The sequence below is a fragment of the Paenibacillus sp. FSL R7-269 genome (assembly GCF_000517865.1).
Taxonomy (GTDB): Bacteria; Bacillota; Bacilli; order Paenibacillales; family Paenibacillaceae; genus Paenibacillus_AQ.
Genome location: NZ_ASPS01000027.1, coordinates 1 through 15,102, shown reverse-complemented (window position 1 = coordinate 15,102; position 15,102 = coordinate 1). Strand labels below are relative to the sequence as shown.

Sequence of the window (15,102 nt, the reverse complement as noted above, 5' to 3'; positions counted from 1 at the left end):
ATTCCGGACTGCCTTTCAACTTGGCTCAACCCTCATCTGTATGTAGGTGGCCTCTTAGCGTGCGCGTGTGCCTGCACTTCTGTTGTTGCGCACTTGTCTGACCGTAGTCACAGACTTCACGACTTCCTCCTTGGCAGGACGGTTGGTCTCCCGTGAGATGCTGAGCATAATCCCCATGCATAGCATGGTGACGAGCAGGGAGGAGCCGCCGTAGCTGATAAAGGGCAAGGTAACCCCGGTCATCGGGATCGTATTAGTGACACCGCCGATGTTGATGAAGGCCTGAATGGCAATCAGTCCCATAATCCCGATGCCGACCAGTGTGCCAAAGGGATCGGTGCACCGCAGTGAAATTAAAATCCCTCTCCAGATGAAGTACAGATAGAGCAGCAGGAACAACGCGGTTCCGACAAAGCCGAGCTCCTCACCAATGACGGAGAAGATAAAGTCGGTATACGGATACGGCAGATAATGCAGCTTCTGGATACTCTGTCCGAATCCGGAGCCTTGTGTTCCCCCCTCGCCAAGGGCGATCAGGGATTGCATAATATTGTAGCCGCTGCCGGAGGCATCTTTCTCCGGGTCAAGGAAGGCTTCAATGCGGCCCTGTCTGTAGTCTTTCTGAAATTCAGCTTTCTCGGTGTGAGGGGACAAGGAATCAATGGCTGCCTTCGCGCCTATGACGAGGGCTACCCCCAGAACAAGCAGAGCGATCGATCCCATGATGTGCTTCATGCTGGCACCGCCGGCATAGATGACAAGTCCGCTGGTTGCAACTAGAATGAGGCACGAGCCCAGATCGGGCTGCATCATAATCAGTCCGGCGACAATTCCGACGATAATCATGACCGGGATATACCCTGTCCGCAAATCGCGCAGGCGTTCACCTTTTTTGGTGATCAGGGCAGCCAGGTAGAGAATGATAGAGATCTTGGCCAGCTCGGTAGGCTGAATCCCAAGGGTTCCGATACTCATCCAGCTCTTGGCGCCGTTAATCCCCTCAGTGGTTGCTACGAACAGCAGCAGGACGAGGGTAATCACGAAGATCGGGGCGTACCATTTCTTGAATTTGCTGTAGTGGATATTCATGACAACGAACATGATGAAGCTACCCAGCACGGCCCAGACCAATTGTTTTTTGACGAAGAAAAATGCATTATTGCTGTATTTCCCGCTGGCAAGGGTTAAGCTGGAGCTGGAGCTGAACACCATAAGCAGGCCGAAGCCTACGAACAACAGGGTGAGAATAAGCAGCTGGAAATCGGGCGTTCCTCTTTTGGGCGGGTTGGCTTTGGCGGCCGGTTTTCCCTTCGCGGTACTCAAGCTTCCAGCAGCGCTTTCAATTCATCGATATGCTTCTGGGCTACCTCAAGCACCGGCTGAGGCACCGGAGATTCATATTCCAGTCCGTGGGGGAAGGTGGCCTTGCCCAGATAGACGGCTTCAATCGCCAGCACCGCGTCCGCCTTCTCCAGCTTCCCTTCCACAGCACGGGTATTAATGCGCAGGAAGTATTCGCCGCCATCCTTGCGGTCTTCTATCTTGCAGTCATAAGTCGCGCGGTAGTATTCCCATTGCCATCTGATGAATCCTGCTTTGGATGCACTCTCGTCGAGATAAAGAAGGTCGCTCTTCAATCCTTCGAGGCCCGTGTTCTCAAATATCATAGCGCACAACTCCCCCTAATGAAGTATAATGATTCATTTGTAATTAAAATTTGTTATTGTTCTTCCTCATGATAGTCTGTTTCCGGGGGTTGCGCAAGGTAGAACGGGCTGATCGATACCCACTTTTTTGCGTTTCTGCTACAATAAAAGAAAGTTGGCAGGCTGCGGAGCGGACTGAACTCAAGGGCTTGCCCCGCAGGCTTATCCGCAGGATACTGTCCGAGAAGGGAATGGAGAGTTATGGAGAGGTTAAAGTTCGAGGAGCTGCTCCCGGAAATGGTCAAATGGCGCCGCCATCTGCACCGTCATCCGGAGCTGTCCTATGAGGAGAAGGAGACCTCCGCTTATGTCGGGGCAAGGCTCACGGAGCTGGGGATTGAGGTCCGGCGAAGTACAGCAGGCTACGGATTGACAGGGATACTTAAAGGCCGGGAGTCCGGCAGAACGGTAGTCCTGCGTGCAGATATGGACGCGCTGAATATTACGGAGGAGAGCGGCCGGGAATATGCTTCACAGCATCCCGGGGTCATGCATGCCTGCGGGCATGACGGGCATACCGCCATGCTGCTGGCTGCAGCAGCGTATTACAGCTCCCGCCGTGAGGAGCTGAGGGGGGAAATCCGCTTTCTGTTCCAGCCGGCGGAAGAGGTCTGTCCCGGCGGCGCAGTGGGCATGATTGCGGAAGGCGTGCTTGCGGGTGCGGACGCCGTCTACGGGCTGCATCTATGGACGCCGTTCCCGCTGGGGACGGTAGGCAGTGCGCCGGGGCCGCTGATGGCTTCGGCCGATGAGTTCTTCATCGATCTGGTCGGCCGGGGCGGACACGGGGGCATGCCCCACCGCACAGCAGACAGCCTTGTGGCCGGTGCGGCACTGGTCACCGGGCTGCAGACGATTGTCAGCCGCAACGTTGATCCGCTGTGCCCTGCTGTGGTCAGCGTAGGAACGATTCAAGGCGGCTCGGCCCAGAATATCATTGCCGAGCGCTGCCGTATTACCGGGACGGTGCGGGCATTCGATGGAGAGACGCGTCATCTGATCCGCCGCCGAATTGAAGAAATGGCGGCGTCCGTGGCCGCAGCGTATGGTACAGAGGCGAAGGTGGACTATCTGATGGGGTATCCGCCCCTGGTGAATGACATTGCTGAGTATAAACGTTTTGCCCGTGTTGCCCCTGAGGCGCTGGGTACAGATGCCAATGTGATGCTGATGGAGAAGATAATGCCGGCGGAGGACTTTTCCTATTATGTTCAAGAGATTCCCGGCTGCTTCATCTTCGTGGGTGCGGGCAATGAGGCCAAGGATGCCGACTATCCGCATCATCACAGCAAATTTGATTTCGATGAGGATGCCATGCTCTATGGCTTGAAGCTGCTGGTAGGTATGGCCGACTCCTGTCTGAATGAGTCATTATCCGTATAAATGTTACCGCTACAGGAAAAACTACTCTCAAATGCCATGGTAACGTGGACAGGAGGGTTCATTCTTGAAGACAGTCAAAGAATTGATGACCGCGCAGCCGGTGTCGGTTACTCTGCTGGACAATATCTACGAGGTTGCCGTCGCTATGAGAGATAGTGGGACAGGCTTCATTCCGGTGGTAGATTCGGCTGACGGGGCAACGCTGATTGGTGTGATTACAGACCGCGATCTGGTCATCCGCGGGTATGCGGCCAAGCACCCCGGCTCAACAGCCGTGGAGACAGTCATGAGCCGGGAGGTCCTCTCCGTTCAGGAGTCCGCCTCCGTGGAGGAAGCGGTTGAGCTGATGGCCTCGGCGCAGATCCGGCGCATTCCAGTGACAGAGGGCAAGAAGCTGACCGGAGTAGTCTCCCTAGGTGATTTGGCAAATAAGAGAATGTTCGCAGATGAGGCTGCTGAGGCGCTTCACGAAATCTCACAGCGGCAGCAGCTGCATTAATAGAATGACGAATGGCTCATATCCGTTAGGCGGAGGTGGGCTTTTTCGTTGTAGGGAGAGATGCGGGTCGAATGAGTAAATGAGGGTAGGTAAAAAGAGAATTGTATCACTATAGCAGACAAGGAGGGAACAGGATGAGCGGAGCAGGGGCAGGACCATGTATTACACGGAACGACCGGACGATTCTGCTGGAATGCGGACATCCGGGATCTGAGGAGGCGCGGGCGGTTCTAAGCGGATTTGCCGAGCTTGTCAAAAGTCCTCCAGCCTACCACACTTACCGGATCTCACCGTTGTCCCTATGGAACGCCGCAGCCGGGGGACAGACAGCGGCAGAGGTCATTGAAGGACTCCGCAGGCTGTCCAGGTGGGGTATTCCTTCCGAAGTGGAGGGGGAGATGGAGCTGCTGATGTCCCGTTACGGAAGCTTGCACCTGCATGCGGATGACACTGATTCACAGCTTGTAACATTAACCGCTGACCGGGCGAGTCTGCTGGATGAACTGAATGACTCTCAGAAGCTGAAGGAGCTGGGCCTGCGCCGGGCCGGAGAGCTGCATAGCCATTGTCCGAAGATGAACCGGGGGCTGCTGAAGCAGGAGTTGACTAGACTGGGCTATCCGGTTCTTGACTACGCAGGGTATCGGGACGGGCGGCAGCTGAAGTTAGCCTGGCGGGAATCTCTGGGGAACAATGTCCAAGCAGGCAGCAGCAGTGGGTTCGAGCTCCGGGATTATCAACGGGAGGCTGTCCGAAAGTTCCAGGGGACCGGCGGACATGGCGGCAGCGGTGTGGTGGTTCTGCCCTGCGGGGCAGGCAAGACCGTTGTGGGCCTTGCTGTGCTGGAGCAGCTGCAGTGTGAGACGCTGATCCTTACTTCGAGTACGACTTCTGTGGAACAGTGGCGCGGGGAGCTGCTGCTGCGGACCTCGCTGAGCGAAGATGAGGTCGGGGAATACACGGGAGAGCACCGGGAGGTGCGGCCTGTAACCGTTACAACCTATCAGATGCTGACCCACAGGCGCTCCAAGGGAGGAGCGTTCGTCCACATGAATCTGTTCCATGAACGGAACTGGGGGCTGATTATCTATGACGAGGTCCATCTGCTTCCGGCACCTGTCTTCCGGGCGACCGCAGATATTCAGGCTACGCGGCGGCTGGGGCTTACAGCAACGCTGGTCCGGGAGGACGGGCGGGAGGGGGATGTGTTCTCCCTGATCGGCCCGAGATGCTATGACCTGCCCTGGAAGGTGCTGGAGCGGCAGGGATGGATTGCAGCTGTCGACTGCATCGAGGTCATCGTCCCGATGAGCCAGAAGCTGCGGCAGCAGTATTTGTATGCCGGGGCGAAGGAACAGTTCCGGCTGGCTGCGGGCAATCAGGCCAAGACGCATGCGGCAGCGGTGATTGCTGCGGCGCATCCCGCAGCGGCGATTCTGGTGATCGGCCAGTACCTCGACCAGCTGGAGCAGATGGCGGCGCTGCTTGCGGCCCCGCTGATCACGGGCAAGACTCCCCAGAAGGAGCGGAATGCACTGTACGCTGCGTTCAATGAAGGCAAGCTGCCGGTGTTAATCGTCTCCAAGGTGGCGAACTTTGCTGTGAATCTCCCGGATGCCTCAGTGGCAATTGAGGTATCCGGCGCCTTCGGTTCCCGGCAGGAGGAGGCTCAGCGGCTGGGCCGCATCCTTCGTCCGAAGCCGGGGGATAACCGGGCGTATTTCTACACACTGGTTACGGGAGACAGCCGGGAGCAGGACTTCGCCCTGCGCCGCCGGATGTTCCTGACAGAGCAAGGCTATGAATACGGGGTTCGGATGCTGGACCCGGCGGAAGGAGTTGTTCTCTGATGGAACTGGAACCGGCAGATGATATTAGCAGACTGTCTGCGGACGCTTGTGAAGTGCTGCTGCGAATAGCGGCAGAGCATGCGGCTTCGCCGTGTACAGCAGATTCTATAGAGCGTCTGCGGCCTGAATTCCTGTGCCGGGCCGAGCAGATGCTTGCCTTGGACGAATTGCTTCAAGCAGGGATGCTGGAGCTGCGGCAGAAGGTGTGGGGCGAGAGGCTGTATCAGATTCCACAACAGCAGTATCCCTTGATCCTTCGGAGCTTCTGGACGGGTTGCCCTCAGGTACAGGTGGAGGGGGCAGTACGGGTTGAGCATGCGGCGTGTTCAGAACTGGCAGGGGAGTTATTTCAAGGCCTGCTGTTCATAGCCCGGGAAGGCCTGCCGCTGACATCTAAGGGAGTGATACAAAAGAAGCAGCTCAGCCGGTTAGCCGGAAGGTTGTCCATACCGGAGGAGTCTCTGGCCCTCCTTGAGTCCTCCACCGGTCACCAGAGCTATCCGCTGCCGGTTACATTAATCATTGATCTGCAGAACGTACTGGGGCTGATTACCCGCGACAGCAGCGGGTATGTAGTAGACAGACCGATGCTGCAACGCTGGCTGGCGCTTACCGCACAAGAGATGACTGATATACTCTATACCTTGGTCATCAGCCGTTATGGTGCTCCGCTGCCTGAAGAACAGCATTTCAGACATTTTCTCTCGGCAACGGAGTTTTGGCCGGACAAGTGGTTTGCGGTAGCGCCTGTTCTAAGCTGGATGAGACAGAATGGTCTTGCCGGGGAGCAACCTGTACCGGGGACGGCAGGGACAGACTCAGACTCAGACTCAGGGCTTAAGCGGGCAGCAAGTGCCTGGATTCGCCTTCTGGCTGCTTTTGGCTGGTGTGAGCTGGGCTCTTCAACGGAAGGGGAGGCGTGCTTCCGCTGGAAGGCAGTGAAGCCGCAGCTAACGGGACGTAGTCTAGGGACAATCCCGCAGCATCAAGAGGGGGCAGAGGAAGAAGACAGTGACACAGAAACAACCAGCAGCAGCCCAAGAATATTCGTAAACAGCCCAAGCATAGCAGAAAGCATCCCAAATACCGCTGCCAGCGGCACCAAACCACAAGATAGAGTCCAAACAACAGTGTGTAGAAACCTAAGTCAAGTAGACAGTGACATAGAAACAGCAGGCAACAACTCAGAACTTGCAGACCTAGACAGCGCCTCCGAAGCTCAAGACACCGTTTTCAGCCCACAGAGTCCCGTAGCAGCAGAGGCTGCGCAGGAGCCCCTGCGGCAAGCACCGGCTTCAGCATCCCCCGGCTTCATAGTCCAGCCGGATTTCGAGGTGCTGGTTCCGCCGGAGGTCCCTTATACGGTGCGCTGGACCTTGGCCGGGTGTGCGGAGCTAATGCATCACGACGATATCTGGAGCTTCCGGTTGACCCGGGAGCGGCTGAAAGCGGCAGCGGACCAGGGCTTCGTTCCGGGTGAGGTGATCTCCTGGCTGAACGCCCATGCCGCCGGAGGATTGCCGGAGCAGATCGAACTGGCGCTCCGGCAGTGGGCCAGAGCGATCGGACGGACTGAGCTGGCGGAGGTTCTCCTGCTGTCCTGCGCCGGAGAGCAGGAGGGCGAGGATATCGCCGCCCATCCCCGGCTGCAGGACATCGTTACCCGGATCGGCCCGCTCCACTTCATCGTCCGGCCGGAGGCTGCCGGGCAGCTGCGCAAGGAGCTTGCCGCCGCCGGTCTGGCACCGTCCGTAAAGGCAGGGAATCAGAACGGGCCTGCCGCCCACCCCCAAGTGTTTGAACTGTCCGGGCCAATGGAGCGTTACGTGCTTCCTGCCGCAGCCGGGGAACGGGGCTTGCTGGGAACAGGACCCTCCCCGAAGCTCCTGCCGCTGGATAGAGGTGGCCTCTCGATACTGGAGCTGCCGGGTGAGGAGGCCGTGCCGCAGATGTGGTTCAATCAGTGGAGGCAGTATCATGTCACCACAGCGCAAAAGGTAATGGAGCAAGCCCTAAGCTGGGGAATCAAGGTCCGGATCTCCTACGGGGGCAAGGCGGCGGATTTCATTCCAGAGCGGATCAGCGGACGTCCATGGAAGGTAAGGGGCATTCTGCTGCTTCCGGGAACGGAGACGGCAGAGGAGACAGAGCTTGCAGCGGAAGACTGGCAGGAAATTCAGCTGCTGCATCCGCTAAAGGACAGAAATTCTTCTTCTGCTGAGGCGGGCGGATATGTTATGATAAGGTAGTCTATCGCTGCGGTAGAACATTAAATGCAGAAAAGAGTTGAAGTTCATGAGCGTAGCGGAATTAAATACGGTCGATATGGCCGAAGTGCTGACATACGCCTATGAATTAGGCGATATGATTAATCAATCCGCAGAAGTGTCGGATTACCTATACTGGAAGGGACAGGTGGATAACCATCCCCAAATCCAGGCCATGATCAAGCGGCTGCAAAGCAAGAAGGAGCTGTTTGACGAGACACAGCGGTTTGGTCATTTTCACCCGAACTATCACTCGGCCAAGGATGAGGTTGAGGCTGTAGAGCGGGAACTGGAGCAGTTCGAAGCAGTGGTCCGGTTCAAGAATGCGGAGAAGACGCTGGATGATATTCTTCATTCCATGTCTGAGGCGATCGCATTCTCGGTCTCGGACAGCATTAAGGTTCCCAGTAATGACCCCTCCCCCAAAGGCGGATGCGGCAGCGGCGGTAAATGCTCCTGCGGATAAGCTGACCCATGAGGAGATAGAGAAAGAGAGGCGGATGAGCTTATGTTTGCGGAACGGACAGGTTATATTGTATGGGTTAGCGACGTCAAGGCAGCGCGCAACCTGGAGAAGTACGGCACACTGCACTACGTTTCCCGTAAAATGCACTATGCGGTAATGTACGTCAATGCGGAGCGCGCTGAGGAAGTCATGAAGAATGTCCGCAGACTTTCTTATGTGCGCAAGATTGAGCGTTCGTACCGCAATGAACTGAAGACGGAATATACCAGCAACGGACCGGACAAGTCCAAGTACTACGGTCTGTAGTTCAGGGATAAAGGTTATTTAGACAGACGCCGCTGGCGTCTGTTTTTTTGAGGGGGACCCGCAATGAACAAAGAAGAACAGGTCTTAACCGCTTTCCGGGAATTATTCAATAAGATGAACTGGCTGAACAAGTCGAAGATGGAGATCAGCCTTAAGGGCAATAAACCCTCTGAGGTACACTGCATTGAATACATCGGAACACATCCGGACGCCAACGTAACCAAGCTTGCAGAGGCCTTGTACATGACCAGGGGGGCGATCAGCAAGATTACACGGAAGCTCCTGCATAAGGGGCTTATTGAGAGCTACCAGAAGCCGGACAATCAGAAGGAAATCTATTTCAGGCTTACTGTTCAAGGGATGGCTGTATATCAGATCCATGACGACTTGCACCGTGAGTTCCGGGAGCGGGACAGACCTGTGTTTGAGCAGGTGACCGACAGCCAGTATGCCGGTATGCTCAGCTTCATGGAGAAGTATAATAAGCATTTGGATGAAGAGATTAAGAAGCAGGAGCCGGAGAACAGTACGGAAGAAGATTAATTTCCCCTCCAGACTGAGGCAAAATATTTCATCAGAGCTACCTTCACCCGGCAGGGTGTTTTTTTATGGTTAATATTTTGTTTCCATGGAATCAAAAATGTGTTAGGATGATATTGTTTCTTAGGAAACAAATCATAAGCTCTAAGGAGAGAAGATACATGTCCACATCCAGATCTGATCACCATCAAGATCAATCTTCAGAACCAAAGGTAGATAAGCACGCGCTTATATTCGGTCTAATCTCAGTGTTTTTATGCGGAATAGGCTTCAGTATCATCGCTCCTGTGGTTCCGTTCCTCGTCCAGCCTTACATTAGCGATCCCGGAAAACAAGCGGTGATAGTTACCCTGCTGACTTCAGCGTATGCGGCCTGCCTGTTCTGTGCGGCGCCTGTGCTGGGTGCGCTGAGTGATAAATACGGACGGCGTCCGCTGCTTCTCCTATGCCTGCTGGGTTCTGCTGCCGGTTACTTCATATTTGGCCTTGGAGGGGCTTTGTGGGTGCTGTTCGCCGGGCGGATCATTGAAGGGATCACAGGCGGGAGCATCGGTACAATCTTCGCTTATTTTGCAGACATCCTTCCGCCGGAGCAGCGGACCAAGTACTTCGGCTGGGTGAGTGCGGTGGTAGGGGCGGGGACGATTATCGGTCCATCTATGGGCGGGCTGCTGGCCAAGTTCGGGTATTCGGTGCCCATGTATGCTGGCGCAGCCGTAACATTACTGAATGTGGGTTATGGCTTCCTGTTCATGCCGGAGAGTCTGGAGAAAAGTAAGAGACTGAAGGTAATCCCCTTAGTCAGGCTGAATCCCTTCTCGCAGCTTGCGAACCTGCTGTCCATGAAGAACCTTAACAGGCTGCTTGTCTCCGCGTTCCTGCTATGGATACCGAATGGATCATTCCAGGCTATTTTTTCACAGTTCACGTTGGATAATTTCAGCTGGAAGCCGGTGATCATTGGAGTGATGTTCTCCATCATGGGCTTGCAGGATATCCTGTCCCAAGGATTCATTATGCCAAAGCTCCTCAAAAGATACACTGACAGGCAAATAGCCCTCCTCGGAATGGTCTCCGAAATTGTTGGCTACGTCCTGTTTGCGTTGTCGGCCTTATTCGCCTTTTATCCTCTTTTTATCGCAGGGATGTTTATCTTCGGCTTCGGCGATTCGGTCTTCGGGCCTTCGTTCAACGGAATGCTGTCCAAATCTGCCGCTGCGGGCGAGCAGGGACGGGTTCAAGGGGGCAGTCAATCGATTCAGGCACTGGCGAGAATGATCGGGCCGCTGGTTGGAGGACAGCTCTACGTGTCACTTGGACCGGCTGCACCGGCATTTATGGGGGTGATCCTCATTGGAGCGGCGATCCCTGTGCTCTATACAATTAACCGGACAGAAGTATTGTCGAAATAAGTCGTTAGTGTGAAAAAAGGTGCGCAGAAGGCAATGCCCCGTCCCGAAGTTTATCCCTGCTTAATAATTCCAATCTATGCTGAGGAGAGTGTTATTGAATTCACGAAGACAAGCATACGGGGGATTAGATGAATAAGACAGGAACCCTGTCCCGCAAGCTTGCGGCATTGCCGCAATATCTGAGATATATGAGCGGGAGATTCAGGGATGAGGTTCAGGAGCTGGGCAGATTAGCTGTGCTGCTGGATATTATGGAGCATGAATTGCTGGATACGTATTTTCAGCCGATTCTGCATTTGCGGAGCGGGGAGACGCTGGGACATGAGGCGCTGAACCGTCCGCCCGCTTCGCCGCAGTTTCCGAGCACGGAGCATTTTTATGATTTTGCCGGACGGAGTGATCAGATGTTCCGCTTCGAGCAGTACTGCCGGAGGATGTCGCTATCCCGGTACATGGAGCGGCTGCCGGAGGCAGAGGCCGGGAACGGGGAGCTGCTGTTCGTGAATGTGCAGCCTGGTGTGCTGTATGACCCCCGCCACAAGAGCGGAGAGACGCTGGCCTATCTGAAGGAGCTGGGGCTTGCGCCGGAGCGGATCGTCTTCGAGCTGACAGAGCGTCAGGCGGTGCAGGATTATGTCCGGTTTGAAAAGGTACTGTCCCATTACCGCGAGCAGGGCTTCCGCATTGCAGTGGATGATGCCGGCTCCGGCTACAACAGTCTCAAGACGCTGGTCTATCTGAAGCCGGAATTCATCAAGCTGGACAAGTCCCTCATCCGGGGAATTCATACCAGCCGGGAGCAACAGGAGCTGCTGGGACTGGTCCGGGAATATGCCGACCGTTCCTCTACCCGGGTGATTGCCGAGGGGATTGAGACAGCGCCGGAGCTGCATTTTTTACAGATGGCGGGGGTGGAATATGGTCAGGGCTATGCGCTTGGGAGACCGGCTCACCGGCCTGAGCGTGGAGCACTTCCGTCTCCGGTGCTTCCGTATCCAGTCAAGGGAGGGTGTAAGCATGTTTCTTCAGATCGGTGAAATCGCTGAACAAATCCCGGACATTTCGATTCATCATAAATGCGGGTTTGTGGACCAGATTTTTAAAAGCAATCCCCAGCTCCAAGGCGTAGCCGTCACGGAAAACGGGCGGACTGCCGGATTGATTATGAGGATCAGCTTTTATCAGAAAATAGGTACGCTATACGGATATACGCTCTATATGGGCAGACCTGTAGAGCTGGTGATGGACAAAAATCCGCTGGTGGTGGACTATAACACGCCCATTATCGAGGTAAGCAGGCAGGCGATGTCGAGGCAGGAAGAGAATCTGTATGACTATGTGATCGTGACTCACGAAAAGGCCCTGTTCGGTGCGGTTAGCGTAAGGGATCTGCTGCTTAACTTCGCGGAGATTCAGGCGGTGGCCGCCAGCTTCCTGAATCCGTTAACGGGGCTGCCGGGGAATATCAGTATTACCGAGTGGATGGTGAAGACGCTGCTTCAGGATGAATTCAGTGTACTCTACATCGATCTTGACCATTTCAAGGCATACAACGACACCTACGGTTTCAAGGAAGGCGACCGGATGATTCAGGCCACTGCGGAGCTGCTGAAGCATGAGGCGCTGCGGATGAACGGATTCCTGGGGCATATCGGCGGGGATGATTTTATTATTTTTATCAGCGATTATCACTATGAGGAATGCTGCAGAAGCATTATCGCGGCGTTTGATATGGCGGTTAAGGATTTCTATCATGCCGGGCATCTGGCCCAGAAATATGTGCTGACCGAGAGCCGTTCGGGACAACTGGAGGAGATCCCGCTGGTCTCGATCTCGATTGCCGTGGTTACGAACCGCAGCCGCCGGTTTGCCTCCATTGAAGAGCTGTCGGTAGAGGCGGCCCGCTTCAAAAAAAGCTGCAAAATGATCAGAGGCAGCAGCTACGTCGATGACAGCGATGTCAGTATGCACCGGACGGGCAGCTGAGGTTACGCCATGTAAGTCTCCCGGGGATGGCGGTATGCTTGAACAACGGCCGTAAGTGCGGTAAGATTGACAACAATAAGAGCATGCCAAGACCCTTTTTACGTGGAGTGTGATGACTATGCAGGGCAAGGGGATGGACTGGTGGGGGGTGCACGAACCCTTCCATATCATGCTGAATAACTACGGGATTGCCGACATCGTATTGACCCGGCATGCCAAGAGCCGTTATGCGGACCGGGTAGCTGCTGAGGACAGCGGGAATGTAGAGGTGACCGCCTGGATTTGGCAAGCCCTGAAGCAGAACCGGCTGAGGCCATATTCGAACAGTGATTATAATGCCTATCTGATTGATAATGATACGGTGATCGTGGCTGATTTCAGGCAGCTTGAGGGCGTCAGTGCCCTCTCCGGAGAGCCGCTGTATGTCATGGTGATCGTGTCTTTTCTGGGCAAAATATCGGTGACTCCGCAGCTTCGGGATCTCAAGAGATACTATTCCTGGCTGCGTCATTCCCGGCACATGAAGCTGTCCAAGAAACGCCGCAGGCGCAAGTAGGATACTTGAAACGAGGGAGGCAAGCGGCTTAAGGCTGCGTGCCTTTTTTGCTCTACACTCTACAACTGTAATTAGCGAAGGAGTCAGTAACGTATGAATTTTCATCAGCTTCATATTTTTTATACTGTGTCTGAACGGGGCAGCTTCTCGGCAGCGGCGCAGACTCTGCATATGACACAGCCTGCGGTGACCATGCAGATTCAGGCGCTGGAGGATTATTTCGGAACCAAGCTGTTCGACCGCTCCACCAAAAAAATCATACTCACTGAGGCCGGCCTGACGCTGATGCCGTTCGCGGTGCGCAGTATGCAGCTGATGCGTGAGACAGATCAGGCGATGTCGGCCTTCACCCACATGCTGGAGGGCCGCCTGATGCTAGGAGCCAGCCTGACCATCGGCGAATATGTGCTTCCCCGCCTGCTGGGGCCCTTCGGTAAGGAGTATCCGAATATCTCGATTATGATGAAGGTGATGAACACTTCACAGATTATGGATGAGATTCATAAGCATCAGCTCAATTTCGGGCTGATTGAAGCGCCGGTCTCCCATCCGGACATGGTGATTGAACCGGTAATGGGCGATGAGCTGAAGCTGATCGTTCCCGGGGAGCATCCGCTGGCCGGCCAGGCGGAAGTGACGCTGGCGCAGGCGCTCGCCTACCCATTCGTGCTGCGTGAACGCGGTTCGGGCACACGGCGGGTGATGGAGGAGCAGCTTGAGGCTAACGGACTAGATCCTGCGGCGATGCAAATTGTGATGGAGCTGGGCAGTACGGGAGCGGTGAAGTCGGCGGTAGAGGCGGGGCTGGGGATTACGATCATCTCGACCTCCTCCGTCAAGCATGAAGTGGCACTCGGCCTGCTGAAAATTGTTAATCTGACGGATGCCTCCTTCAAACGGCAATTCTACGCGATTCATCTGAAATCGACCTTATTGCCGATCTCGGCGGTAACCTTCCTGAGCTTCCTGCGCCAGCATGCCGGCGGACAGTAACGGATATGCATAGCTAGCTGCGTCTAGCTGCATGAAAGCAGGTAAACCTAATTGAAAGAATGGAGGAATTCGATGACAGACCATAAAATTCATAGCGGGCTATCAGTGGCTGCGTTAGCTACGGAAGGTCTTGCTGACTCAGCAGGAAGATGCGACCTGCACACCCATACCCAGGCCTCGGACGGCATGCAGCCGCCGTCTGAGAATGTACGGCTTGGCTATGAGGCTGGTTTGACCGCAGTAGCCATTACTGACCATGACACGGTCAGCGGAATAGCGGAAGCGCTGGAAGCAGGCAAGCGGTACGGGATTACTGTGGTCCCTGGTGTTGAGATCAGCACACGGCAGGGCGGCAAAGAGATCCATGTCCTCGGTTACTATGTCGACATAGAGCAGGAACTGCTGCTGTCCCGCCTGGAGGAGCAGCGGGGAACCCGGCTTGGGCGGAATGAAGCGATTATGGAGAAGCTGCGCGGACTGGGCATTGCGATCACTCTGGATCAGGTAGTGGCCGGGCTGGGCCGCGAGCTGAAGCCTGATGAGAGCATCGGCCGGCCGCACATCGCGGATGAGCTGGTACGGTTGGGTGCAGCCGTAGATATGCGGGATGCCTTCGACAAGTATCTGGGCGAAGGGGCGGCGGCTTATGTCTCGCCACCGCGCATTACACCGGGGACAGCCTGCGAGTGGATTCGTGAAGCAGGCGGTGCAGCGGTGCTGGCCCATCCGGGAATCTATGGAGATGACGCACTGGTACGCAGTATCGTGGAGCAATGTGATCTGGACGGCATCGAGGTGTACCATTCCGACCATGGCCCGGCAGAGCATGAGCGCTACCTTGCACTGGCTGCGGAATTCGGCCTGCGGGTTACCGGCGGCTCGGATTTCCACGGTGCGCGGCAGGGCGTTGTTTTCCACGGGGATATCGGCAGTGTGAGTGTGCCTGCCGCTGTGCTGGAGCAGCTTAAGGCTGCCAGAGGCTGATCCGCAGGACATAAGAAGTAAGACACAAGACACAAGACACCAAAAACCTCCGACCCTTAGCGAATGTGGTATTATCCCCTTGAAGTAGACACTCGAAAAAAACCTCATGTGTTAACATGAGGAAATGAGTGAACTTGGAGGGGATTTTGGTATG

The 15,102-nt window shown here is 55.3% G+C and carries 15 protein-coding genes; 13 read left to right on the top strand and 2 right to left on the bottom strand.

Annotated elements, in window-relative coordinates:
• Positions 1–54: 54 nt before the first annotated feature.
• Positions 55–1,323: a putative lipid II flippase FtsW gene (gene ftsW / locus C162_RS13510; protein ID WP_036695004.1), complete on the bottom strand. Its 1,269-nt coding sequence runs from the start codon at positions 1,321–1,323 to the stop codon at positions 55–57.
• Positions 1,320–1,667: a YugN family protein gene (locus C162_RS13505; protein ID WP_036695003.1), complete on the bottom strand. Its 348-nt coding sequence runs from the start codon at positions 1,665–1,667 to the stop codon at positions 1,320–1,322. Before C162_RS13505 ends, ftsW begins: the two co-directional genes overlap by 4 nt.
• A gap of 240 nt (positions 1,668–1,907) precedes the next feature.
• Between C162_RS13505 and C162_RS13500 the strand changes: the two genes are divergently transcribed.
• The 13 genes from C162_RS13500 to C162_RS13440 all read left to right on the top strand — a co-directional run bounded on the left by C162_RS13500 (position 1,908) and on the right by C162_RS13440 (position 14,948).
• Complete coding sequence (locus C162_RS13500) at positions 1,908–3,089, top strand: amidohydrolase (RefSeq protein ID WP_036695002.1); 1,182 nt, start codon at positions 1,908–1,910, stop codon at positions 3,087–3,089.
• Positions 3,090–3,153: 64 nt separating this feature from the next.
• Positions 3,154–3,588, top strand: a complete 435-nt coding sequence (locus tag C162_RS13495) for a CBS domain-containing protein (protein WP_036695001.1) — start codon at positions 3,154–3,156, stop codon at positions 3,586–3,588.
• Positions 3,589–3,722: 134 nt separating this feature from the next.
• Positions 3,723–5,438, top strand: coding sequence for a DNA repair helicase XPB (locus C162_RS13490; RefSeq protein ID WP_036695000.1), 1,716 nt, complete (start codon positions 3,723–3,725; stop codon positions 5,436–5,438).
• Entirely contained in the window at positions 5,438–7,687 is a 2,250-nt protein-coding gene (locus C162_RS13485) for a helicase-associated domain-containing protein (protein WP_036694999.1), read from the top strand. The genes C162_RS13490 and C162_RS13485 overlap by 1 nt, the downstream gene beginning before the upstream one ends.
• A 46-nt stretch (positions 7,688–7,733) precedes the next feature.
• Positions 7,734–8,171: a YlbF family regulator gene (locus C162_RS13480; protein WP_036694998.1), complete on the top strand. Its 438-nt coding sequence runs from the start codon at positions 7,734–7,736 to the stop codon at positions 8,169–8,171.
• 42 nt (positions 8,172–8,213) lie between these two features.
• Positions 8,214–8,477, top strand: a complete 264-nt coding sequence (locus C162_RS13475; protein WP_036694997.1) for a YlbG family protein — start codon at positions 8,214–8,216, stop codon at positions 8,475–8,477.
• A 63-nt stretch (positions 8,478–8,540) separates the two neighbouring features.
• Positions 8,541–9,020: a MarR family transcriptional regulator gene (locus tag C162_RS13470; RefSeq protein ID WP_036694996.1), complete on the top strand. Its 480-nt coding sequence runs from the start codon at positions 8,541–8,543 to the stop codon at positions 9,018–9,020.
• Positions 9,021–9,178: 158 nt separating this feature from the next.
• On the top strand, positions 9,179–10,429 hold the full coding sequence (locus C162_RS13465; protein WP_036694995.1) for an MFS transporter: 1,251 nt from the start codon (positions 9,179–9,181) through the stop codon (positions 10,427–10,429).
• Between the two features lie 128 nt (positions 10,430–10,557).
• Positions 10,558–11,466 carry an EAL domain-containing protein gene (locus C162_RS13460; protein WP_036694994.1) on the top strand — a complete coding sequence of 303 codons (909 nt, stop codon included), beginning with the start codon at positions 10,558–10,560 and terminating at the stop codon, positions 11,464–11,466.
• The gene (locus tag C162_RS13455) at positions 11,447–12,415 is read left to right on the top strand and encodes a GGDEF domain-containing protein (protein WP_036694993.1); all 969 of its coding nucleotides are present in this window, start codon (positions 11,447–11,449) and stop codon (positions 12,413–12,415) included. The genes C162_RS13460 and C162_RS13455 overlap by 20 nt, the downstream gene beginning before the upstream one ends.
• 118 nt (positions 12,416–12,533) lie before the next feature.
• Positions 12,534–12,971 carry a hypothetical protein gene (locus C162_RS13450; protein WP_036694992.1) on the top strand — a complete coding sequence of 146 codons (438 nt, stop codon included), beginning with the start codon at positions 12,534–12,536 and terminating at the stop codon, positions 12,969–12,971.
• Positions 12,972–13,064: 93 nt separating this feature from the next.
• A complete protein-coding gene (locus tag C162_RS13445) occupies positions 13,065–13,964 on the top strand; it encodes a selenium metabolism-associated LysR family transcriptional regulator (RefSeq protein ID WP_036694991.1) in 900 nt (299 codons plus the stop codon).
• 72 nt (positions 13,965–14,036) lie between these two features.
• Entirely contained in the window at positions 14,037–14,948 is a 912-nt protein-coding gene (locus C162_RS13440) for a PHP domain-containing protein (protein ID WP_051493469.1), read from the top strand.
• Positions 14,949–15,102 lie beyond the last annotated feature (154 nt).

Coding starts and splice junctions, on each gene's coding strand:
- C162_RS13490 (WP_036695000.1), top strand. CDS start 3,723: ATGAGCGGAGCAGGGGCAGGACCATGTATTACACGGAACGACCGGACG.
- C162_RS13445 (WP_036694991.1), top strand. CDS start 13,065: ATGAATTTTCATCAGCTTCATATTTTTTATACTGTGTCTGAACGGGGC.
- C162_RS13440 (WP_051493469.1), top strand. CDS start 14,037: ATGACAGACCATAAAATTCATAGCGGGCTATCAGTGGCTGCGTTAGCT.
- C162_RS13485 (WP_036694999.1), top strand. CDS start 5,438: ATGGAACTGGAACCGGCAGATGATATTAGCAGACTGTCTGCGGACGCT.
- C162_RS13480 (WP_036694998.1), top strand. CDS start 7,734: ATGAGCGTAGCGGAATTAAATACGGTCGATATGGCCGAAGTGCTGACA.
- C162_RS13500 (WP_036695002.1), top strand. CDS start 1,908: ATGGAGAGGTTAAAGTTCGAGGAGCTGCTCCCGGAAATGGTCAAATGG.
- C162_RS13450 (WP_036694992.1), top strand. CDS start 12,534: ATGCAGGGCAAGGGGATGGACTGGTGGGGGGTGCACGAACCCTTCCAT.
- C162_RS13465 (WP_036694995.1), top strand. CDS start 9,179: ATGTCCACATCCAGATCTGATCACCATCAAGATCAATCTTCAGAACCA.
- C162_RS13460 (WP_036694994.1), top strand. CDS start 10,558: ATGAATAAGACAGGAACCCTGTCCCGCAAGCTTGCGGCATTGCCGCAA.
- C162_RS13475 (WP_036694997.1), top strand. CDS start 8,214: ATGTTTGCGGAACGGACAGGTTATATTGTATGGGTTAGCGACGTCAAG.
- C162_RS13455 (WP_036694993.1), top strand. CDS start 11,447: ATGTTTCTTCAGATCGGTGAAATCGCTGAACAAATCCCGGACATTTCG.
- C162_RS13470 (WP_036694996.1), top strand. CDS start 8,541: ATGAACAAAGAAGAACAGGTCTTAACCGCTTTCCGGGAATTATTCAAT.
- C162_RS13505 (WP_036695003.1), bottom strand. CDS start 1,667: ATGATATTTGAGAACACGGGCCTCGAAGGATTGAAGAGCGACCTTCTT.